Raw genomic sequence first — 22853 nt, forward strand, 5'->3', positions numbered from 1 at the left:
CGGCTTCCGCATCGCCCAGTGCCAGGCAACTTGGCAGGAACTTGGTCGCCCGTCCTCAAACGAGCATTCCGGTGCCTTCAACGACGTGGCACAGACCCATTCTGCATCCAGCCCGATCCAGAAAGCGCTTCTCGTCTTCACTCAGTGCCTTTGAAACTTCGGGCCTTTTCAGGATCTCGGCCATTTCGGCAATTGCTGCCGCGTCGCGAAATTCATAAACGCTAATCGCATCATAAGCGCATCCGACGTCTTCGTCGCCCATGCGGCCCGTGGTCCAGTCATCTTCGGTAAAGTCCGCCATCACGCCTGGATAGTGCCGACTAAATCCAACCAGCAGGTGGCCGATAAATTTCTGTCCGAGCGGAACATGGAAATTCTCGTAATGGTCCATGAATTGCTCGGGCGTGATGTCTTGCCGTCGCCTCAGCAAGACCATGAACTTTGTTTTCAACGCCTCTCTCCCCATGGCCAGTACGACGACGCTGCATCTTGCGTTTGTGATTTGGGCGCGGGAACACGATCATGCCTCCCCACGCCCAAATCCTACCAGCTATATTTCTACTTATTCTGAAGAATTCAGAACTTTACAGCAAGCTCGCCACCAAAGGTGCGGGGAGCACCCGGAAGAGCGGAAGCACCACGAGCACCGTCAGCTTGCGCCTCAGAGACGTAGTATTTTGTCTTGGTGATGTTCTTTGCCCAGAATCTGATGGTGTAGCGATTTTCTGCGCCAGGCGGCGTCCATTTCAAGCCAGCGTCAAAAAGCGAATACGAGGGTTGCCGTATACGATTATCGGCGTCCCACGCGAAGCCGTCATTGTAAGACCAGTTCAGGTCCAAACCGAAACCGCCGGCGGCAGTATCGACGTCATAGCTTCCGCCAAGATTAAAGGTCCATTTCGGCACGCGGATCATGTCGTTACCGGAGGCATCGTAGGGCAAGAAGCCGTTGAGGTATCCACCAATATGGCCGTCGGTAGGATCAACCCCGGGATTGGGCTTGATTGTCTGAGCGTTCTTGAAGCTTGTGTATTTCGAATTGAGGTAGCCTGCACCCGCTCTGAAATTCAATTCACGGGTAGGTGCGAATTCTGCTTCGAGTTCAGCACCCCAAATGCGGGCCTTGGCGGCATTGATGAGAAGTATCGATGGACCATTATAGGCTTGAAACTGAGCATTCTTGAAGCCGTAGTAAAAGCCGGATCCGTTCAGTCTCAACTTGCGGTCAAAAAGAGTTGATTTAAAACCCAGCTCACTGGCGTCGAGTGTCTCCGGTTGCGCGACGGGCAGAGCAAACGGCAGTGTATTGTATACACCTGCCTTGTACCCGCGGCTCTGGGTAGCATAGATCATCAGATCGCTGCTGAACCTGTGATCCAGCGTAACCTTGTAGGTAACCTTGTTGAATGTATCCTTGCCTGACACGATCGCGCCCGGAACAATAACTGGGCCATTGATAAGGGCAACATCATCCCGACCTTCGCCGCTCAGATGGTCACTTGTATACCGGGCTCCAACAGTCAGATGCGTGTCTCGAAGCACTTCAAACGTGCTCTGCGCATAGATCGAGTAGGATTTTACTTTTGTGAGACCGTACCTTTGAAAGTCGATGCCTGGGCCGATTGCGAGGCCAGTAAAGCTCGATGGTTGGTAACCACCAAAAGAGTCAAGATAAAACGCCCCCACAAGCCAATCGAACGACGATCCCTTATTAGATGCGAGCTGGACTTCCTGCGAGAACTGCCTGCTCTTACCGTAAAGTGTGGCGGCGAACCCATCCTGCTTTGAGAAGTCGGCATCAAAAACCTCGAATTCGGTATTCTTGCGGTATGCCGTGATGCTCGTGAGTGTGGCAAAGCCCAAATTTTGCTCGATCTTGGCCGAAACGCCCCAATTTTTGTTGATATTGACTGGGTGAGTATTGGCTTCAATATCATAGAAACCCAGCCCTGTAATTTTCCCAAACGGAGGGAGAGAATAGCCAGGAACCGCCGGATCAAAAGTATATTGCGAATGGGGGATGATATCGCCGTTTGAGTGGTTGAAGTCACCAATCAGCAATACGGTCGTATCTGCGGAGGGAGTCCATTTCAGCTTGGCTCGAACCACTTCGCTGCGAACTTTGCCCCACTCGCGATTGCTGCCGCGGTTAAAGCCCCAGCCTTTGCCTTGGTCCGAAACCATGGCGGAAACGCTCATCGCAAGATTTGGCGCAAGGCCGGTGGTCACATAGACGCTGCCGTTCACGGTCTGGTAGTTGCCGTAGCCGATCTTCCCTTCGAATGCGCTGGTTTCGCTCGGATCGCGGGTGATGATATGGATAAGACCACCGCTGGCATTTCGGCCGAACAGAGTGCCCTGCGGTCCCTTCAGGACCTCAACGCGCTCGATGTTGTTCAATTGCAGCAGAGTTTGCGGGACGCGCGTGAGATACACCCCATCAAGATAAAATGCCACGCTGCCTTCGTTGCCCAGACCGGATCCTGCGCTGCCGATGCCGCGAAGGAATGGCTGCACGGCGCCGGACGTCGTTGCAAGGGTAAGCGATGGGACCATGCGGCCAAGGTCAGTTACATTGGTCAGGTTCGCGCGCGCCAGGGTGGTGTTGTCCATCGCGCTGATCGCGACAGGGACATTCTGCAAATTCTGCGACCGCTTTTGCGCTGTCACGACGATTTCAGCAACACCGACGTTGGCTTCGGCCTGCGGCGCTTCGACACCCGGCTGAGGCGCTGGCGACGACTGAGCCATCGCGCTCGTTGAGATGGACGCGAGAGCAAGCGTCGATACGTTTGCGATGAGCCGATGAATGCGGCGACGACGTACGCCATCAGAATAATTTGTAACCATGCTACCTCTCCCTCTGTTCGTTTGCATTTTTTTGACGCGCGATCAGAAATGTCACTGGCGGTGCATCCCTCATCGGATTTCACTAAATCGCGCCGCGACCAGGTTTTCGACCTGACGGTGCCAATGTTCGTGGATGCGTTTCACACATCCGGGACGCCGGTCGCAACGCCCTCGACGACTTTGTTCGCTATGTGAACGTGCGGGTCTGCGGGAGCCGCAGCGCAGGCAAATTGCCTTGAACGATCCGAACCGAGCTGCGGCCCATTTTGCGGCTGCTAATCCAGGCAACGACAATCTGCTGCTTCAAGTCGATGGGGCAGGGGCGCTGGGTCTCTCGCCGCACGCAGTTCAGGCACCCTCATCTTATCAGAATGCGCCACGTGTTCATATGTACTCGTCACGCTGAAAAAATTCGCTCGAAACTTTATCCCGCGATGCCAGAACAAAATGATTCAAGTTGCCTGTCTTCTTCGGAAAACACCCGCTGTTTGTCTGCCCATTCACCGACCAGATGGGAGGCCATTTCGTTTTCAAGCGCGCCATGCGCCCCACGGCCTTTGCCTGGACGGTGAGCTGCCGCAAGATCGTACGCGCAGCATTTTCAGGTCTGTTCGCAGTGTGACCTTGCCCCCGTCTAGTGTCTCAACAATGGGTCGGGCAGTGCTGAATGATCGAATTCAACCGATTCTGCGCGGATAATCCAACTATCAATGATTGCCATCCTCACAGGCGTGCATGAATTTCGTGGGCAGATCGGAGAGCGGCCGACTTAATGAAAGTAAGCACCACCATGAACGAGTTGAGGCTGGATGGAAGGGTCGCGCTAGTTACCGGCAGCGGGCGTGGACTGGGACGAAGTTACGCTATGTTACTGGCTCGGCGGGGAGCCTGCGTTGTGGTGAACGATCCGGGTGTGGGCTTGCAGGGGGAGGGCGGTGATCGCCGCTATGCGCAAGATGTCGCGGATGAGATCAGCGCTGCTGGTGGCCGGGCCGTTATGAATTGTGAAACTGTGGCGACCGAGGCGGGGGCACTGTCGATGGTTCGCCAAGCGATCGATTGCTTCGGGCGCCTGGACATCGTCATCAACAATGCAGGCAATTTTATGCCAGCGCGACCGTTTGAAGAAACCACCACTGACTCCTTCTTCCGCGTCTGGCAGGTTCATGTGCTCGGCACAGTTAATGTCATTCGTGCCGCATGGCCGCATTTGAAGGCTCAGGGCGGTGGGCGCATTGTTAACATCGGTTCCCACTGTGGCTACATAGGTTGGCGCGGGGGTTTGGAATATGCGACCGCGAAGGGGGCAATCCATGGCTTGACCCGGTCTCTTGCGAAAGAGGGCGCCGATTTAGGTATCTTGGTCAACACACTGGCGCCTGGAGCGGTGACGAGACCCGTTGAAGCCCTTGGCTTCCCAGATTCTCTGCGTTTGGGAGCGTTTTCTCCGGACCTTGTGCCACCAACTCTGCTTTGGCTGGTGCACGAGGACTGCAAGGTTCACGGGGAATCTTTCGGCGTCATGGCCGGGAGCACCACGAGGATCTGCATAGCCGAAAGCCAAGGGTATACCAGCCAATCTCCAACGCCCGAAACCATCCGGGACAATTTTTCCCAGATTATGGCCACGGATGTCTTCGCGTCATCAAGCCTGGTTTTTGGAGATGATGCTGAAGCGCGCGGTGCAGAATTTATCAGGTTGTATGGAGAGCACCAAGTTTGATTGATGATCGATCTGGCCAACGTGGTCCTAGCATGGCGTAGGCCCGACACGCCTCTTTGGCAGATAACCGAAGGGGAAAACGGACCGGCAAACCTGACACGGCGTTGCCAGGAAAGGGGAGCGCCATTGTCGACGACGCTACGGCCGATCCAAAAATCGGGGAGGGCAGCTCGTGGATATACCATTAAATTTAGCCACTACAGATTCGAAGGCAATCGCCCTTCTAGGGATGTTACCTGTCTCTGCTTTGTCTCGGTCTGATAACGAAACTCCCGATCTGGAAGAGGGTGAATGACCTTGGATCAGCAAATGGCACACTCAACTCGCACGCAGCCCATGCTTCATGTTCACGCTGCAGACGACGTGGCTTGGGACCGGGAAGCGGATTTGGTGGTCGTGGGTTTCGGCGGTGCTGGCGCCGCAGCCGCACTTGACGGAGCCGAACGCGGGGCAAAGGTTCTAATTCTTGATCGTTTCGATGGCGGCGGTGCAACGCATTTTTCAGGCGGCATCTACTACGCCGCGGAGACAGAGCCCCAGAAAAATGCTGGAATCGAGGACTCCATTGAAGAGATGTTTAAATATCTTCAGGCAGAAGGCACGCCAACGGAAGACGAAACACTGCGAAAATTCTGCGAGGATAGCCCAGACAATTTTCGGTGGCTCAGCCGGCATGTCCCCTACAGCGGCGAACTGTATTCGCAAAAGGCGACTTATCCACCCGAAGGTAAGTTCCTCTACTACAGCGGGAACGAGAAAGCGGACACATTTGCGAAAGTCGCCAAGCCGGCGCCGCGTGGACACCGGGCGGTTGGAGCGGGCTGGACCGGTTATGTATTTTACGCGGGGATCCGCAAGGCGGCACTTGATGCTGGAGCGAAGTTTCTCCCGCATTGTCCGGTAAGGCGATTGATCGCCGATGCTAGCGGGCGGATAGTAGGTGTCGAAGTTCACCGCATACCGGCTGCCAAAGTCGCAGAACATCGCGCCTTTTATGAACGTGTAAATCCGCACATACCAATGCGGGGTGCAAAATCGGAAAAAGCAATCAAGGAATGTGCCGCGTTCGAGTCGGCGAATTTTGAGATTGTCCGAGTCCGCGCGAGGCGCGGCGTGATCCTGTCGACGGGTGGATATATCAACAATCTGGAGATGCTTACTCGGTTTCGACCCGAGTTGGGCAAAAGTTACCGTGAAATCATGCGATTGGGCTCGATGGGCTGCGATGGCAGCGGCATCGCACTGGGGATCAGTGCCGGCGGCGAGCCTGATTTGATGGGGAACATGTTCGTCGGCAAGACCTTGTCGCCGCCTGAGGCTTTGGTGAAAGGCATCCTGATCAATGCGAATGGCACCCGATTTGTAAATGAAGACGCATACGTCTCATTGGTCGGCAATGCAGTGGCAGAGCAGCCGCGCGAAGGCTTCGCTTATCTCATCTTGGATAGCCCGGCGTTCTGGAATGCTTTCCGCACGGCTGCTACCTACGGCCGGGGAATGTTCCTTTTCTTCGGCTTACCATTACTTTTGAATGTGTTTATGGGTGGCACGAAGCGAGCTAGTTCGCTTGCCAAGTTAGCTCGAAAACTTGGCGTAAATGCAGAGAACCTTGAGGACGCAGTTATTAAGTATAATCTGGATGCGGATATGAAAAATTCCGATTCACTAGGAAAGCTAGCCGCCAATATTGCCCCAATTCGGCAGGGTCGCTTTTACGCGATGAACATGTCCATTCGCAACAAATTCGGATTGACCCAGGTGTTCAGTCTTGGTGGATTACGAGTGAATGAGATTACGGGCCAAGTTCGGCGCGCTGACGGCAGTTCAGTCGAAGGACTTTATGCCGCAGGACGGACAGCAATCGGTCTGTGCTCGAAAAGCTACATGAGCGGCATGTCGCTCGCCGATCTCGTTTTTTCAGGACGCCGCGCCGCGGCACACGCTTCTAGCCAATCTACAGCCGCATTGTAGCGCCCGATACTTTGGCAGAAACGCGCTTTAATAGTTGGAGCGAACCCGCTTAAGCCCCAAGAGTGAGGGAACCATTCGGAAGTGCCATCATTATGAGAAGGCTTGGTAGCTTTATCTACCTTCAACCAGCATACCACACCATGTTGTCCACGTCGAAGCGCCCCAAATAGCAGGCCGCAACACACAGAAAGGTCAACGATCGTCAAGGATATTACAAAAGATCGCCTGCAGCACTCGGCTGCCCTAGGCATGGCCAAGTGTAAGAGAATTTATTGATCGATTTCATTTTGCGATATCATCCATTTTTTGGATCGGGTTTGATGTATTAAGGGTCAATTTCTTTTTGCTTGTCGATATTCACTTGGTGATAAGTGCATGTATCTATTGAATGTATATGAGAACGTACTCTGATCGCTAAATCCGAGACGATAGGAGATTTCCTTGAGGGGGAGATCAGTTGCTTCTAGCATAGACTTCGCCCGACGGATGCGAATTTCGGAGATGAAATTGTGTAAGGTTTTTCCGGTTGTATGCTTGAACAACCTCCGTAGATGTGCTGAGCTTATTTTAAGGAGCTTTGCAATATCATCTACTTTCGGAAATTCGTTCTCGCATGATTCTACATATTCCTGAATCAGGTTTACATCCCTAAAAGAGATTTGACCGCTGCAAGATTGCAACCGGAACCTGTCGGGGTCGCTATTGAAGTGCCTCGCGAGATCTATTCCAATCTGTGCTGCCAGCGCTTCAGCCAAGACCGGTGTTGCAAAGCCCGGCGTCATGACTTCCGCGCCGATCCGGCGGATGGACTGCTCTATTCGCCAGTCCTTCATGTCGAGCAATTCCTTTCGCTTGCTCGCGTTCAAGGTACTCAGAATAGACGTGCCGCAGAGCTGATCGAACCATTCTCGCGAAAAACGGAACAGGATTGAGTTCGTCCGTTCCGGGCGGAGCGCCGGATGCGACTTGACGTCCATGCCCGCTAAGAAAAATTCGAGCTGGCCGAAACCCGCTTTCGACCGAGTGTCTGATGCGGGTGTTATCGAGACAATTTCAGGGTGAGTTCGATAACAAAGGATATAGTCCGAATAGCACTCGTCTATCCGCTCACCTGAATTCCACCGGTAGTCGACCACCTGTACCTTGGAGCCTTCGAGCGCCAATTCGTTTATGACGCTTATCACCTTAGCCGCCATTACGGTCGCACCCTTTCTCCCTGGTCCGGCAAAGTCAGAGGCTGTGAATCCCAAGGCCGATTGGTCTTCCACTTCGAGCCCGTACCGATCGCAAGATCTACTACACGGCCCCTTACCCGTTCAAGGCTTTTCATGTGGGCAGGATGTTGCCAGTCCGCGCGGGCGATAAACTGAGGTCGGTCCGCCCCGATGGAAAACAGCGGCATGGTCGCCGTCGGCATCACTGATGAGCGCCAACCTTGCCTTTGAACGTGTTCATGTGCGATCCTCAGGCGCCGAATTTTGAACGCGGCACCGCGCCGCCAGCCCGGCTGCCAACCGGCAAGCTTTCATTGAGAAAGTCGAGCGCTGCGGCCATGGCCTCGTCTTGTCCCGCCTCGGCGTAGAACCCGAGCTGATCGTAAGGCAGCAACACCAGCTTCTTGGGCTCGGCGGCGGCGGCGTAGGCGTCCATCACCTGCTCGACCGAATGAAGGACTTCATAGCCGGTGTTCATAATCATGCAGAGCGGTCGCGGAGAGATTTGGCGTATCGCAGACATTGGGTTGAATTGAATAATTTTTTCCATCGACTCAAGCGAGATGTCGTCGCGCCAGGTCGGCGGGTTCATGCCAACGAAGGCAAGCACATCCCGGTTGGTCGGCATGGCGCAGACTCCCGGCGTGCCGAAATGCGCCACGACGGGGATGCGAGCACTTTGCTCGCCGCGCAGGCGCCTTGCCCGGTCCTCATCGAGCGCGTCGAGTAGCTCTTCCCATTGCTCGGGCGAGCGAAGCCACTGCATCCAACGGCGGCAATCGACGATTGGAACTTGCGCGATCACCACACGTGCGCGACGATCGCGAGCGCCCGCACCAAGCACCATGCCACCACCAAAGCTTGTGCCCCACAGGCCAATGCGGTCGTGTTCAACCTCATCGCGGGTCTGTAGATAGCTGATGCCGGCGCTGAAATCCTCCATTTGCCGTTCAGGGAAGAGCTCGCCGCGTACGATGCCGCCGCTCCGCCCGAAGCTGCGATAATCGATCGCAAGAACGACATAGCCAGCTTGCGAAAAATACTCCCCCTGCGGCGCCAGCACCTCGCGCACCGCGCTGAAACCGTGACCTACCACTAGGGCAGGTCGCCTTTCCCCCGGTTTACGATTTGGCGGAAGATAGAGGTCTGCGCACACATCGACGCCCTCCACCGTAAACTTCACTTCCTCAGCCATCAGCGTTCCCTCACGTGGGTAGAGTTTACAGACCGGCCCGGTCCCCGAGGCGTACCGTCCGCTTCTGAGAGTTCACAGTCGATCGACACCGTCGGGGCGAAAAAACCTCAACCCGCCATGTGCTCAACGGCCGCCTCCAACGCAAACAGCGGCCCGAACCGGTTTCACCAGATCCGCACCGTTTCGGGGCAAATGCCTACACCGCGCTCGAACAACAAGTCCTCGACTTTGCGCAGCGAGAGCGGAAACCGAACGTATAGCATGGCCGCCATCTGGATATGCTATCGGGCCACCGGGCTGCGGCGAGATTGCTGTGACAAGACCGGTGCCGTTGTCCGGTGGGCCTGCGGTGTAACCGTTTGCCCACCGGAATAATTGTCTCGTGTGTGGCAATGTCAGAACGATCCGAGCCGAGCCCCCGGCATACCCATGAGTGTGGAGACAGTCGACCAATGCATATCGCTGGTGCATTCCCCGATTGTGAGCCCCATCGCGTCGCGCAGGTAACGTTCAATACCAGTCTCGACGGCATAGCCACTGCCGCCGAAAAGTTGCATGCATTCGCGAGCAACATCGACAGCCATTTCGGTTGCGAGCGGCTTCACCATATGTTCCAGCATCTTGTCTTGCCGACCTTCCTCAAGCAAGCGCGCCGCGTTGTATAGGATGTTCCGAACGGCCTCAATCTGTGCCTTCATCTTAGCGAACTTGACCTGGATCGCGCCCAACGTGAGAATAGATTTGCCAGCATTGGTGCGCATCTTGGCGTATTCAAATGCCTTGTCAAAGACGCCTTCGGCGATGCCGAGCGACATGGCCGAGACGTCAAGCACGTTGATGGTTGAATGCCCGTTGGCCTGGACCAGTTGCCGATTCTTGACCCAACCGTCCATCTCAAGGCTATCAGCTACCGGGACCCTGACGTCCGTCATCGTGATGGCGCCAAATGTCGTTCCCAAACCCATCTTGCGATCTTCGCCAACCACAAGGCCGGCCGTGCCTACGTCAACCGGAAAGGCCCACGTTGTGCCCTGGTACAAACCAAAAATGATAATCAGATCAGCATAAGGCGCGCCTGTGCACCAGTTCCGTGTCCCATTGAGCACGAAATAATCACCGTCACGCTCGGCCAGATCATCCCATTCGCTGAAGTTGGCCAATCCTCGCGGATCGGTGCCAGCCCCTGCCATGGTAGCCTCTCCATCCAGCACCTTTTCAAACCATTTTTCTTTGGCTTTTGGCATAGCCAGAAGCATTGTAGGCAGCACGCCATTGAGCATGATGTGCAGCGCGAGAGCCGGGCTTTCCTTGGATAGCTCTTCGTAAACGATCAATAGAGTTGTACGGGGAGCTTCCATTCCGCCAGCGCTCTCGGGCACTGCAATCCGGAAGAAGCCGAGGTCGGCCATCCGTTTGCCCATCTCCTTGATGAAGTTATGACTGTTGGGGCCATATAGCTCCAGCGCGCGTGGCCTGACCTCATTTTGTGTGAAGCGCTGCGCTACATCACGAATGGATTCTTGCTCTTCTGTCAGAAAGTACGACATTTTGTTCCTCTCATGCATGAACGTGCTTTGATTTTGAGCTTTTACGGTGGATCGCACCGCATCGCATGCAGACCGCATAAGTCTGCGGCGCTCTGACTGGGCCGCCAAATTCGTGCAGGAACGGGAGGTAAGCAATCACTGGAAATTGGATTATCCGAGCATTCTCGGCCGGATGCGATCATCTAGGGCTCTGCGACGCGTCGGTGGGTTGAGTACGGGATGCATGTCTGTTTGAACGATGAATGTGATTTTCGACTTCAGGTGAAATTTCGGCAGAGCGCGGGACCGAGGATTATGGGTTGTCCACGCATCCGGCGTTCGAAAATTGGGTTCGCAGTCGTTTGCTAAAGAGCCAAATCAAAGGCGTTAGACCGGAGAGAGACATGCAGATTGAATTTTCCAACAAAGTTGCGCTCGTCACCGGTGGGGGGCTGGGCATCGGTCGCGCTACCGCGCTTGCCTTTGCCAGAGCAGGTGCGAGCGTAATTGTGTCTGACCTCGACAAGGCGCATGGGGAAGAGACCGTATCGGCAATCTTGGCCACAAACGGAAAAGCCGCCTTCGTGCAATGTGATGTCTCCGACGAAGAAGATGTGCAGCGCCTGATGAATTCAACAATCGACATTTTCGGGCGGCTCGATTGCGCGTTCAACAATGCCGGAATCTCATCTACACCGGAAAAAATCGAAAATGAAACGCGCGGGTCGTACGACAGGACTATGGCAGTAAATCTGGCTGGCGTATGGCTTTGCATGAAATATGAAATCCCGCTGCTGCTCGCCCAAGGCGGTGGTGCGATTGTCAATACTGCGTCTGCGGCGGGGCTTTCCGGAACCGAACAGATGGCGATCTATACGGCAAGCAAGCATGGCGTGATTGGACTGACTCGGTCCGTCGCTTTGGACTATGCCAAGCAGGGAATTCGGATCAATGCGGTATGTCCCGGCGCGATCCGGACCGCCCTGTTCGAGCATGTGTGCAGCGAAAATCCTGGCATGCTCGAGGCGGCAATCGCCAACCACCCAATCGGCCGTATCGGTGAGCCTGAGGAAGTTGCTCAGGCCGTGATTTGGCTGGCGTCCGACGCGGCGTCCAACGTTATCGGCGTCGCACTACCCGTCGATGGTGGTTATCTCGTGTGATAGTGGCGACGCCCGCTAGTGCGGAAAATCCGACAATCATGAAGTAGGGCAAAGCAGTGCTTGAGGCTGTTTGCTTCCAGCCCCGCCGACATAATCCTTGATATTGTCCGGTCGAGATCATCGCATCAACTGGGCTCGATCGGTGCGTCGCCCGCTTAAGCGAAGCTGATCTCAGAGGGATAGTCCATGAGTTCGATACGGTTACCGTCGGGATCGAGGCAGAAGAGCAAGTTTCCACCATATGCTTCGTCCCACACTGCGGTAGAATGGACGATTGTGCCGCCAAAGGCTTCAAGTTTCGCAGCCTTTTCCTTGGCATCGTCAACCCGGAACGATAAATGTGTAAAGCCGGTTCGGTTCATCGCTCGCGGTCGGTCTGTTTCCTTGACGGTTGCAGGCGTCGCGAACTGAATGAGTTCGATCACCATGTCACCCAGCCTCATGAATTGGCATTGCATCACAAGGTCTCCCTCGACGCCGACGAGGTTCTGTACGGTATTCTCGATATTGACTTGAGCTCCGGGCTGAAATCCCAAGCCTTCACCATAGAACTGCATTGCGCACGCCAAGTCTGTGACGCAGATTCCGACGTGCGAAAACTTATAGTCGGCCGCTTCATTAGACATCATTTTTTCTCCACAATGCCGGCTCAATGAGCTTTGATTTCGGTGCCGGAATGATCCGGTTGAAGCTGAGTAACCTCGGGGCTTGGTCTGCCATGGGGTAGGGAGCGCTGCCAGATGAGCAGCGTACGCGACTGCCATTTCCCAAACTTGGGGTGAGGGGGGCTCCCCAGGCTTAGTTCAGCACACCCAAAGAGGCGCCCGCCATGTTTCCGATCAAATTCAAGTCCCTGGGCCGTGGCTGACCAGCCGGGGTGTCCGCGCAGAGCGCACTCTCTGGAACTAATAGCGCATCACAGAATTGTTGGGTGCCCACAGTGCGCAGCGCGACAGGATGGTCATTCTGCCCCCTTTTTCGGTGCTTGGACGACCTGGGCGCTTGCCTAAAATTTGCACACGGGATCGAGGCTCTCAACCTGTCGGCATCTGTCCCGGCAATCGGAACTTCGACTTCGAGATCCCATCCACTAGCCATATTGCCATACTACCATGGTCCGGGGCCTCACGGCCGCGGTTTGCAAAACCTCTATGCGGTCGCGCTCGCATCAGTCCGGCAAGTTTGCCGAATTTGAAATCCTGCCAGCAGCCGATTGCGTCTTCACTTATGAGCGAGTAACGCGCCGGTAAAGCGGTCGATCTTGAACAAGATCGCGATTGCTAGGAATCCTCAAGAAATGATCTGATTGGCCATTGGCCATTGGCCATTGGCCATTGGCCATTGGCCGTGACGTGACCCCCTGATTTTCCTCCACGCATGATTAGAGTCCGGCCCATTGGAAGGACGGACAGATGAAGCGAACGAGGTTCACGGAAGAGCAGATCATTTGCGTGCTGAAGGAAGCGGACACGGAGCCGTCTTGTCGCTGATCGTCGTATTCACCGGCTTGCCCGAATCGCCCCCTGTAGGCCCATCCGCCTCAAGCGATGCTGTAAAGCAGCCGCACTTCATTCACCCCAACCAGCAACCCGATGGCCGCCAAAGACCATGCGGCGAATGGACGGTTGCGCCAATGAGGAACTGAATCCCAGTGTTGGCGCGCTGGCAGTGTCGAGCCGTTGAAGCTGATCGCCGGTCAATCGAATCTCGGTTGCCGCAATGTTGCTTTCCAGCTGCGAAAGCTTGCTAGCACCGATGAGCGTGGACGCCACGCCGGGGCGTCCAATTGCCCAAGCTAGCGCCACCTGCGCGGCCGGCCGGTTAAGCTCGGCAGCGACCACTTTCAGGACATCAAGTATGTCCCAGTTGCGATCAACGAATTTGCTGTTGCCGAACGGGTTGGCACCGCTCAGCCGCCCAAGATCGGCGGTCTTCCCGCGTTCATATTTTCCAGTAAGAAAACCACCCGCGAGCGGGCTCCAGGGCATGACCCCCATCGAGCCTTCGCGGGCCGCAGGAAAGTGTTCGGCCTCCACATCGCGCGCGACGAGTGAATATTCGAGCTGCATAGCGATCGGACCGGGGACGCCGCGTTCGCTGGCAATCGTCGCCGCCTTCATCGCCAACCAGGCAGGCATGTCCGAAAAGCCGTAATAACGGATCTTGCCCGCACGAACGAGATCACCGAGCGTCTGGACAATCTCCTCGACTGGCGTGACTCCGTCCCAGATATGCATCCAGTAGAGATCGACGTAGTCGGTGCCGAGGCGCTTAAGTGAGGCGTCGAGCGCGCGGTGGATATTTTTCGCGCCTGCACCGCCGGCATGGGGATAGCCGCCACCTGCCTGCTTGGAGGCCAACGGACTTGCTGAGCCGTTGAACCCGAACTTGGTCGCCAGCACGATCTCGTCGCGGCTTCCGGTATCTGCGATGAACTTCCCCACGAGCGTTTCGCTCTCGCCGCCTGTGTAGATGTCAGCAGTGTCGATGAAATTGCCGCCCGCGGCGCGATACGCATCAAAAATTGCGCGCGATGTCGCTTCGTCTGCACCCCACTCGCCCGGCCCGAAGGTCATTGTTCCGAGCGCGAGAGGGCTGACGACGAGACCCGATCGGCCGAGTGTGCGGAAGTCGTGGAGAGACATCGGATTACTTTCCTAGCGTTCGATACGAAAGTCATGCTAGGTCAAGGCAGATGAGTCAATTTATTTCCGAGTGATCACTATGAAAGGTGCTGGAATGCCGACAGCCCGAGGCCGCAAAACCGGTCGGCCGCTGTCATTTGACCGCGATGCGGCGCTTGAACAAGCGATGCTGATGTTCTGGCGGCATGGTTATGAGACGACCTCGATCGTCGATCTTACGACAGCGATGGGGGTGACCGCGCCCAGCCTGTATGCAGCCTTTGGTGACAAGAAACGCTTGTTTCTCGAAGCGATGCGCCGTTACGCTGGCGACCCGGACGCGATGGCACGGGACATCCGCGAGGCGCCGAGCGCATATGACGCAGCGAATGCGATGCTAACAAAGGCTGCTGTCGGATACACGGGAGACACGACCCCCAGGGGATGTCTACTCGCCAGTGCGACCGCGACCGGTTCGGCAGCATCCTGCGATGTTCAAGACGCAGTTGCGGATATTCGCAGGTTCATCGTTGCCTGCCTCCAGGCACGTATCGATGCTGATGTGGCGAGCGGCTTGCTGTCCCCCGCCACCGACGCTGTGGCGCTGGCTGGTCTCATCATGGCTGTCGCACAGGGTATGTCTGTACTGGCGCGTGACGGTGCCTCGCGCGCAGTCTTGGTCGCTATAGTCGCAGCCACAATGGCGGCATGGCCGAAAACCTAATTGAGCCTTTGTGCGGCGAAGGTCGCATTGACGGCTTTCCACAGATCTGCCGAGCAGACCCGACGGTCCAGTTTTAACGCAGTTGCAGCTGCCGGCGCGGTACAATGCCAGTGGTGTGAAAGCTGGCTGTCGGTTTTTGGCGAAAAACCTTCCGTTGAAAACGTCGCGGGGAGGCACCGGTAAGTCCAGCGGGTTCAACGGGTGGCCCGACTCGGGGTTCGAGCGGCTTTCAGCCAATTGACCTGCCTTGATTTCCAAGTAAGCCCGACCGTCCCGGCTCGATAGTGAGAAATTCGCCGAGCTACCTAGAATGCTACCTACAAGAAGCGGACAGCCAAACAGGCCTTCCTCATCCAGATATAAGTCTATGATTTATATAAAAAATATGGTGGACGCGCTTGGGCTCGAACCAAGGACCCGCTGATTAGGAGAAAGTTTTGTGCTTTGTCGCCCCGTGGGACCACTCGGCCACCATTTCGGGCGGCAGATCGTCCTGGCGCAGGCCTAAAACGGCTCACCGTAAAGTGGCCGATTTGGGGGTAGTGGTGGGGGTATTCCGAAATCTGTGACGAAAAAAACTTTATGAAACAGTTTGATGCGGATGCTCGGTGGATCCCTCCTCCGCTACCAACCTCGGGTCCGGAAGCTTCCCAGCGCTTCCGCATTTTTCCAAAAAATTGATAAAAAGCAGAGGGTTGCGGGTGATTTGTATCCGTATGCACCCGATGCCTTCCACATGCAGCCAGATTTGGTGCGGGGGTATTTTGGGCGTGTTTTCGCGGAGTGTCGGAAAGGAGCGATACCCCCATGCCTCTGACAGGGACTCAGGCCCGAAACGCGAAGCCAAACGATCGCGCATATAAGCTCTTCGATAGCGAGGGACTCTTCCTGCTCGTCCAGCCGAACGGCACGAAGCTGTGGCCGATGAAGTACCGCTTTGCGGGCAAGGAGAAGCTGCTGTCCTTCGGCGCCTATCCCGCCGTGGGGATCAGCGTCGTCTATGATTTTCGCGATGACCTGGGTCCTCTGCTGAACCGGTCTCATGTTACCAACTGGGCGCTCTCAGGATCGATCGAGGTAAAGCGCGGCCGCTGGGATGGCGAAGTCTGGGCCAATCACAGCGTCCAGCACGAAGAACTCGTTGCAAGCAACGAAGGCAACAGTGCCCGCCTTGCAGCAGCATTGGTCCGAAGCGATGCCCTCGGACGACCGCTCGCCTTCCATCTTACGGTGGGCGAGGCGGCAGATTGCAAAGCCTATGACGCCCTGATCGGCCTGCCCGAGCGCGCACCTGAAGCTTTGCTCGCCACCAGATGCGACCAGCTTGCCAACAGCTTCCTCGGCATGGTCCATCTTGCCACCCCCAGATACTGGCTCAAATTTGTCCACGCCGCCTAGCGGACCGCAGTGAAGTGAAGCTTTGCGGCTGTCGCGAGCAGAATGATCGCCAGCATCGAGAACATTGCCGACAGCAGGCCCCGCGAGACCAGGCTGGCCCGGTCAAGACCGGTGCGCTGCCCATGGCGGCGTTCGCGCCAAGTGGAAAGCACCGCGCCAACCAGTGCGATGCCACCATCTGCGGCAAATTCGTCAAAGGTGGTCAAGGCGTCAAAATCCATGGAGCTTCCCAAGTATTTCGAAGTCGGCTCGGCAATAGGGGATCATTGATGCCCGGCTCATGACAGCGCAGCAGCGCACGCGTGCTGAGGCCGCAGCCAATTGCAGTCCTAAGTGACTTCAAATTGACAAACTCCGCGGATACCGCCGCCTCGTGAGGGACGAGAATGGCATTGCGCGGTGTAGGGGAAGACAACGAGGCAAGCGCGCAGGGCCATGATGGCCAAGGTGATAGCGCTGCGCCGTTTGGCGAACATGTCGTCTCCGATATCGAGAGCTATCTCTGCGCGCCGACAGCAGAAGGCCGGATCGATCACTTGCAATCGCGCCATCCCGAGGCCTGGCACCTGCGGCTGCCGGGACTCGATAGCCTGCTTGATGGCAATCCTGCGCAATCCGACTCCGGCCAGCCGCTCCGCATCTGCATAGCCACCGAACAGGTCGCCGGCCCGGTACGCAACGGCGGCATCGGCAACACATATGCCAACCTTGCGCTGATGCTGGCCGAGCAGGGTTTTGATGTCACCGTGCTCTACCTGCGCGGTGAACAGGTCGAGACTGAAACGATCGGGCATTGGGTGAACCACTACGCCAAGAAGGGGGTGAGGCTGGTACCCGCGCCCGACTATGCGAGTGCAGAGCGCTTCGCGTCCAACGCCGACCGCTGGCTGCGCGTGCCCTACAACATGATGCGCTGGCTGATCGACAATCCGATGGACGTGGTCCACGTTTCGGAATGGCGGGGCACGGGGTACTTGTGCTTGCTGGCAAAGCGGCAGGGCTGGGCGTTTGCGCGGACCCTTTTCGTGGTGAAGACGTCAAGCCCGTGGATGTGGAACCGTCTTTACGGCGGTCATATGCTCGAACGTGCCGACGATCTGGTCAAGAATCACGCCGAGCGCCGTAGTGTCGAACTGGGCGATATCGTTGTCGGCGGCAGCCTCCACTTGCTGCGCTGGATGGCCAGCCAGGGCTATGTCCTGCCCGAGGAGCGCACGTTTGTGCAGCCCAATGTTGCGACCTTCGCTTCGCTCGAACCCTTGATGCGTGCCCGAAAGCTGGCACCTGGCACCCGCGCGCCGATCGATGAGCTGGTGTTCTTCGGTCGGCTTGAGGTGCGCAAGGGGCTGTTCATCTTCTGCCAGGCGATCCGCCGACTGGTGCGCAAGGGGGTACCCCTGCCGCGCCGGATCACGTTCATGGGCAAACCCGGCGGCCGCCTGCCCAGTCATCCCGAACTCGACACGCCCGACTACATCCGGGAAGTTTCCGAAGGGTGGCCTTGCGAGGTGCAGATCCTGACCGGCTTCCAGCAATACGAAGCGATTGAGTATCTGCTGGGTGGCAAGCGGCTGGCGGTCATGCCCTCGATTATCGAGAACAGCTCGATGGCGGTCTACGAGGCGGCCATCTGCGCGATTCCGACCGTGGCGACCGATGTCGGCGGCAATGCCGAGCTGATCGATCCGCGCGATCGTGCGGCGGTCCTGTGCCAGCCGCACCCGGTGGCGCTGGCCGACAAGCTGGAAGAGGCGCTCAAGCTTGGCGGGATGGTGCCGCGTCCCAGCTTCAACAACGATAGCAATCTGGCGATCTGGAACGCGTTCCACCAGCAGCTCAATGGACCACTGCACCAACGGCTGCTGGATCGGGCACGGGGGGATGCAGTGCCTGCACCCGATTGTCCGGCCACGGCGGTTTGCATTTACTTCCTTGGTCATGCTGCCGCGCTGGATGCGACACTGGCCAGCCTGGCTGCGCAAGAGGTGCCGCCGCGTGAGGTGCTGGTCGGGGTTGATGGCGACAGCGATGAGGACTGCGCGGTCGCGGCGGCGGCGTTGGCCCGCCACGGCTTTGCGCCGCATGCGGTGGAATGCTTCGATCTCGATGCCGGAGCCGCGTTCAACCGGTTGGCCGATGCCGCGAGCAGCGACTTCGCTCTTTTCGTTTGGGAAGGGGCGATGCTTGAACACGGCGCATTGCGCGAACTTGAACGGATTGCCCGGCACACCGATGCCCACGTGATCAACTTTCTGGTCGAGATGCGCGAACTGGGCGCAGAAAGCCCGCCCGAACTCAAGGCACAGTTTATCGTCGGTGTTTCCGACGCTTTCTTCCGCGATGACGAGATCGAGAATCCACTCTTCGTGCGGCGCGATGCCTTCTTGCAGTTGGGTGGATTCACCAACGACTATCGGCTTCTCGGCCATGACCACGAATTCGTCGCGCGCGCGCAGCTTGCCGGATATGCTTGCGAGACGGTGCCAATGCGGCTGGGCAGCATTGTCGCGCAACCCGCAGAGTGGCTGCGCGCACGCGGCTACGATCTTTCGGCCACCGCCTTTCGGGTCATGCGTCCCAAGCTCGCGGCAGCGCCGCTGGCGATGCGCGATACGCTGCTCCTCGCGCGCGGGTTGGCGGCGCGCGGCGGGGGCAAGGCCAAGCAGGCTGCGGCAGCGAATCCCGAAAGCGTGCTGATGCGCATCATGGCCGGGCTGAAACCCGACCGCAGTCCGGCAGGGCCTATCGACCCATCTGCCGCCGTCGCTGCGCTCACAAAGCCCGCGGCCCGCACCAGACCGGTCAAACCGCGCGCAAACCGCAATGGCCCTGCCAGGATTGGCAACTACGTTGCGTTGCTCAACATGGTTGCGGGCGAGGACATTGCCATGCCGGTGATACGGCCCCGCGCACCCCGCGCCCGGCCCATGTCTCCGCTGCTCAAGACGCTGGTGGAGCGCGGCGAAGTTACACGCGATGGAGAGGTCATCGGCCAGTTGCTCGGCGTACATCACAACCGGATCCATGGCTGGGTTACACAACTGCGCAAGGATGCGCCGCCGATCAGCGTGGAGATCATCGTCGATGGCGCCGTTCTGCAGGCGACGGCCGACCGGCATTTCGCCCCGTTTGCGGCCATTCCGGATGAGGCACGGCGGGCCGGCTTCGTGATCGACCTGCCTTCGCGGGGAACCCGGCGCAAGGCAGGGATGGTGTTTCGCGTCGTGGCTACCGGCAGCAATATCGTGTTGAACGATGGCTTGATCATGCCGCGCAACGTAACGTTTGCCGGCATGGGATATGACGGCTTGGTGGATGTCGACAGCGCCGGAGCCATCGGCGGGATCATTCGCCATCGTCAGGATCGCGCCCGTCGGTGCGATCTTGCCCTGTTTGCCGACGGCGTCTTTTTTGCGCGGGTCCCCATTGGTGGTCAGAGCGAAGGGCGCTTCTCCGTGCCGGTGCCGGATATCGTCCGAAACGGGGGAGCGCATGAAATTGAAGTGGTCTTGGCAGAGAATGGCGTCGCCGTGCCGGGTGGGCTGCTGACCGTGATGGAGGGGCAGATTGTCCGACCACGTTCCAGCATCTTGTCGATGCTCGGGCGATGAGGGTCCTCGTCACTGGCGGCTGCGGCTTTATCGGCGCCAACCTCGTCCCGCGCCTTGCCGCAGCGGGTTGGGAAGTGCGTGTGCTCGACAACGAAAGCATGGGGCGCCGCGAGCATCTCGATGATTTCACCGGGCAGTTCATCCACGGCGACATCCGCGATCCGGCGGCGCTGGATGTGGCGCTCGAGGGGGTCGACGCGGTGGTCCACCTTGCAGCGGATACCCGTGTGATCGAGTCGATTGCCGATCCGGCCTTCAATTTCGACGTCAACGTGGTCGGCAGCTTTCGCCTGCTTGAGGCTATGCGCGCGCGCGGCATTCGCCGTCTGGTCAATGCCTCGACCGGCGGTGCGATCATCGGCGCTGCCACGCCTCCCGTCCATGAAGCCATGGTCCCCAATCCTATCGCACCCTATGGCGCGACCAAGCTGGCGGTGGAGGGGCTGTGCTCCGCATGGTCGGGAAGCTATGGCTTTTCCACTCTTTCGCTTCGATTTGCCAACGTTTACGGCCCGCGTTCATATCACAAGGGGAGCGTTGTCGCCGCGTTCTTCCGGCGCATCGCGGACGGGCTGCCGCTGATCGTTCACGGAGACGGCGAACAGGTGCGCGATTTCGTGTTCGTCGACGATCTGTGCGACGGCATCATGCGTGGCATCGATTACGCGCAATCGGGTGTATTGCAGCTGGGTTCCGGGGTGCCGGTCTCGGTCAATGCGCTGATTGAAGAGATGCGCCTGGTTGTTGCACCGCAGCCTGTCGCGGTAGAATATCGCCCGGCGCGGGTGGGTGAGATCGAGCGAACCTGGTGCGATGTCTCGCGCGCGCGGTCTGAACTTGGCTTTGCTCCGGACACGTCGCTTGCGGTTGGGCTGGCGCGGACCTGGGCGTGGTTTCGTGTTCGGCGCGCGGGTAACTGACGGCCGCGGCAATCCGCAGTCAAGCGCCCGGTCCGGTGCTGCGCCAACGCCCCATTTTGCAACAACGCACGCCGGACGATGTCGCAACCGTGTCATATTGAGCAACTAGCAGCCCCAATAGCGAGCAAACGCATTTCGGGGGGTTAAACATGCTGCTTTTCATTGATGAACCGCGCAATATCAAGATCGTGCGCCAGCCTCCCGAGGGCGGGATTCGGGAGCCGCTTTGCAAGGTGAAGAAGCAGCAACTGGTTATTTCTGATGAAGTGGCCGCTCTCCTCAAGGGCGACGAGGTCGTTGAGATTGAAGCTGCTTTCAATCTTCTTGCCGAAGGTGAAACGGCTCGGATCAAGGCAGCTATTGCGGCTTTCCCGAGCACCATCCGCGAAGTTCTGGATTACTACAAGGATGGCGCTAGCCCCATGGAGCAGCGCTGGATTCTGGGCGCCCTGCTTGAAGGTTTGCGCCTGATCAGGCGCCACGATCGCGAGATCGGCATCTAAGCGATTCGGCTTTCGCCGGGGGCGGCATTTGCGCGGCTGCGTCTTGCCGCCAACCAGAAATTTGGGGGTAAGAACTTGGAAAAAGTCATCGTGCTTGGCGGCGACGGATTCTGTGGCTGGCCGACGGCATTGCACCTGTCGAAGCTTGGCTACGACGTTGTCATTGTCGACAACCTGTCGCGTCGGAAAATCGACATCGATCTGGAATCCGACTCCCTGACCCCGATCAGCTCGATCGGGGTGCGGCTTGCCGCGTGGAAGGAAGTGACCGGACGTACCATCCGGTTTGCCCAGATGACCGTCGGCACGGATTATGACCAGCTGCTCGACCTGATCCAGCGCGAGCGGCCGCGCGCGATCGTCCACTTTGCCGAGCAGCGCGCTGCGCCATACTCGATGAAGGGCACGCGCGAGAGGCGTTACACAGTCAACAACAACCTGAATGCCACGCATGACGTGCTCTCGGCCATTGTTGACAGCGGGTTGGAGATCCATCTCGTCCACCTCGGCACGATGGGTGTGTATGGGTATGGCACGGCGGGGATGGAGATCCCCGAAGGCTATCTGCCGGTCACCATCAATACACCTGAAGGCGCCAAGGAAATCGAGATCCTGTATCCGGCTCATCCGGGCAGCGTCTATCACATGACCAAGTCGCAGGATGCGCTGTTCTTCTGGTACTACAACCGCAATTATAAGACGCGCATCACTGATCTGCATCAAGGCATCGTGTGGGGCACCCAGACCGACGAGACCAGCCTGGATGAAAGGCTGATCAACCGGTTCGATTACGATGGCGACTACGGCACTGTGCTCAACCGGTTCCTGATGCAGGCCGCGATCGGCCATCCCATGACTGTGCACGGGACCGGCGGTCAGACGCGCGCGTTCATTCATATCCGTGACACTGTTCGGTGCATCGAGCTGGCGATTGCCAATCCGCCGCAGCGCGGTGACCGGGTCGCGATCATGAACCAGATGACCGAGACGCACCGGTTGATCGATCTGGCGCGGATGATCGAACAGATGACTGGGGCACCTTACCAGCTGGTACCCAATCCACGCGTCGAGGCTGCCGAGAACGACCTGACGGTTTGCAACGAACGGTTCCTGAAGCTGGGACTGCGGCCCACGCGGTTGCATGAGGGGCTGGCAGCTGAAGTGACCGACATCGCGCGGCGCTATGCTGGCCGTTGCAACCGGGCCAAGATCCCTTGCGTTTCGCAATGGACCGGGCCCCATCCTGAAACCCGGCCCGAGCCGCGTGCCGAGGTTGCGCACATTGTCCGCAGCGAGACCCAGTCCGCGGCGGTCAACTTGGTCCTGGTCGGCAACGACGTCTACGCACGGCTGCCTTCGGCGATGTGATTTGGGCCAGGCCATGATGGCCGGCAATGGAATTGAGGCCGGTACGGCAAGCGGCCGGGGCAG

General features: G+C 57.8%; 17 protein-coding genes and 1 pseudogene. 9 read left to right on the forward strand and 9 right to left on the reverse strand.

Annotation, left to right across the window (positions count from 1 at the left end; translation table 11 throughout):
- Nucleotides 1-55 precede the first annotated feature (55 nt).
- Nucleotides 56-451 carry an EthD domain-containing protein gene (locus tag ACODS2_RS12475; protein WP_488999108.1) on the reverse strand — a complete coding sequence of 132 codons (396 nt, stop codon included), beginning with the start codon at nucleotides 449-451 and terminating at the stop codon, nucleotides 56-58.
- Between the two features lie 125 nt (nucleotides 452-576).
- A complete protein-coding gene (locus ACODS2_RS12480) occupies nucleotides 577-2850 on the reverse strand; it encodes a TonB-dependent receptor (RefSeq protein ID WP_488999109.1) in 2274 nt (757 codons plus the stop codon).
- 790 nt (nucleotides 2851-3640) lie between these two features.
- On the opposite strand from ACODS2_RS12480, the gene ACODS2_RS12485 reads away from it, so the two are divergent.
- Nucleotides 3641-4573 (forward strand): SDR family NAD(P)-dependent oxidoreductase, encoded by a 933-nt coding sequence (locus ACODS2_RS12485; RefSeq protein ID WP_488999498.1) that lies wholly within the window; start codon nucleotides 3641-3643, stop codon nucleotides 4571-4573.
- A 291-nt stretch (nucleotides 4574-4864) separates the two neighbouring features.
- On the forward strand, nucleotides 4865-6544 hold the full coding sequence (locus tag ACODS2_RS12490; protein WP_488999110.1) for an FAD-binding protein: 1680 nt from the start codon (nucleotides 4865-4867) through the stop codon (nucleotides 6542-6544).
- A gap of 332 nt (nucleotides 6545-6876) precedes the next feature.
- Here ACODS2_RS12490 and ACODS2_RS12495 read toward each other — a convergent pair whose 3' ends face one another.
- The 4 genes and pseudogenes from ACODS2_RS12495 to ACODS2_RS12510 form a co-directional block, all read right to left on the reverse strand.
- Nucleotides 6877-7812 (reverse strand): helix-turn-helix transcriptional regulator, encoded by a 936-nt coding sequence (locus ACODS2_RS12495; protein WP_488999111.1) that lies wholly within the window; start codon nucleotides 7810-7812, stop codon nucleotides 6877-6879.
- Nucleotides 7813-8008: 196 nt separating this feature from the next.
- A complete protein-coding gene (locus tag ACODS2_RS12500) occupies nucleotides 8009-8953 on the reverse strand; it encodes an alpha/beta hydrolase (RefSeq protein WP_488999112.1) in 945 nt (314 codons plus the stop codon).
- Between the two features lie 167 nt (nucleotides 8954-9120).
- Nucleotides 9121-9225: pseudogene (locus ACODS2_RS12505) on the reverse strand (IS6 family transposase); the annotation flags it as partial.
- Between the two features lie 123 nt (nucleotides 9226-9348).
- On the reverse strand, nucleotides 9349-10500 hold the full coding sequence (locus ACODS2_RS12510; protein ID WP_488999113.1) for an acyl-CoA dehydrogenase family protein: 1152 nt from the start codon (nucleotides 10498-10500) through the stop codon (nucleotides 9349-9351).
- Nucleotides 10501-10883: 383 nt separating this feature from the next.
- Here ACODS2_RS12510 and ACODS2_RS12515 point away from each other — a divergent pair, with 383 nt between their 5' ends.
- The gene (locus ACODS2_RS12515; RefSeq protein ID WP_488999114.1) at nucleotides 10884-11642 is read left to right on the forward strand and encodes an SDR family oxidoreductase; all 759 of its coding nucleotides are present in this window, start codon (nucleotides 10884-10886) and stop codon (nucleotides 11640-11642) included.
- 155 nt (nucleotides 11643-11797) lie between these two features.
- Here ACODS2_RS12515 and ACODS2_RS12520 read toward each other — a convergent pair whose 3' ends face one another.
- The gene (locus ACODS2_RS12520; RefSeq protein WP_488999115.1) at nucleotides 11798-12271 is read right to left on the reverse strand and encodes a VOC family protein; all 474 of its coding nucleotides are present in this window, start codon (nucleotides 12269-12271) and stop codon (nucleotides 11798-11800) included.
- A gap of 939 nt (nucleotides 12272-13210) precedes the next feature.
- Nucleotides 13211-14287 carry an aldo/keto reductase gene (locus ACODS2_RS12525; RefSeq protein WP_488999116.1) on the reverse strand — a complete coding sequence of 359 codons (1077 nt, stop codon included), beginning with the start codon at nucleotides 14285-14287 and terminating at the stop codon, nucleotides 13211-13213.
- A gap of 79 nt (nucleotides 14288-14366) precedes the next feature.
- Between ACODS2_RS12525 and ACODS2_RS12530 the strand changes: the two genes are divergently transcribed.
- Nucleotides 14367-14990 (forward strand): TetR/AcrR family transcriptional regulator, encoded by a 624-nt coding sequence (locus ACODS2_RS12530; protein ID WP_488999499.1) that lies wholly within the window; start codon nucleotides 14367-14369, stop codon nucleotides 14988-14990.
- 807 nt (nucleotides 14991-15797) lie between these two features.
- A complete protein-coding gene (locus ACODS2_RS12535) occupies nucleotides 15798-16388 on the forward strand; it encodes an Arm DNA-binding domain-containing protein (RefSeq protein ID WP_488999117.1) in 591 nt (196 codons plus the stop codon).
- Here ACODS2_RS12535 and ACODS2_RS12540 read toward each other — a convergent pair.
- On the reverse strand, nucleotides 16385-16609 hold the full coding sequence (locus ACODS2_RS12540) for a hypothetical protein (protein WP_488999118.1): 225 nt from the start codon (nucleotides 16607-16609) through the stop codon (nucleotides 16385-16387). The genes ACODS2_RS12535 and ACODS2_RS12540 overlap by 4 nt on opposite strands.
- 165 nt (nucleotides 16610-16774) lie before the next feature.
- On the opposite strand from ACODS2_RS12540, the gene ACODS2_RS12545 reads away from it, so the two are divergent.
- The 4 genes from ACODS2_RS12545 (at nucleotide 16775) to ACODS2_RS12560 (ending at nucleotide 22790) form a co-directional block, all read left to right on the forward strand.
- The gene (locus ACODS2_RS12545; protein WP_488999119.1) at nucleotides 16775-19999 is read left to right on the forward strand and encodes a glycosyltransferase; all 3225 of its coding nucleotides are present in this window, start codon (nucleotides 16775-16777) and stop codon (nucleotides 19997-19999) included.
- Entirely contained in the window at nucleotides 19996-20919 is a 924-nt protein-coding gene (locus ACODS2_RS12550) for an SDR family NAD(P)-dependent oxidoreductase (RefSeq protein ID WP_488999120.1), read from the forward strand. The genes ACODS2_RS12545 and ACODS2_RS12550 overlap by 4 nt, the downstream gene beginning before the upstream one ends.
- A gap of 149 nt (nucleotides 20920-21068) precedes the next feature.
- Nucleotides 21069-21422: a hypothetical protein gene (locus tag ACODS2_RS12555; protein ID WP_298166559.1), complete on the forward strand. Its 354-nt coding sequence runs from the start codon at nucleotides 21069-21071 to the stop codon at nucleotides 21420-21422.
- A gap of 90 nt (nucleotides 21423-21512) precedes the next feature.
- The gene (locus tag ACODS2_RS12560) at nucleotides 21513-22790 is read left to right on the forward strand and encodes an NAD-dependent epimerase/dehydratase family protein (RefSeq protein WP_488999121.1); all 1278 of its coding nucleotides are present in this window, start codon (nucleotides 21513-21515) and stop codon (nucleotides 22788-22790) included.
- The last annotated feature ends 63 nt before the right edge of the window (nucleotides 22791-22853 follow it).

It is taken from the genome of Novosphingobium sp. FG137 (genome assembly GCF_057809735.1).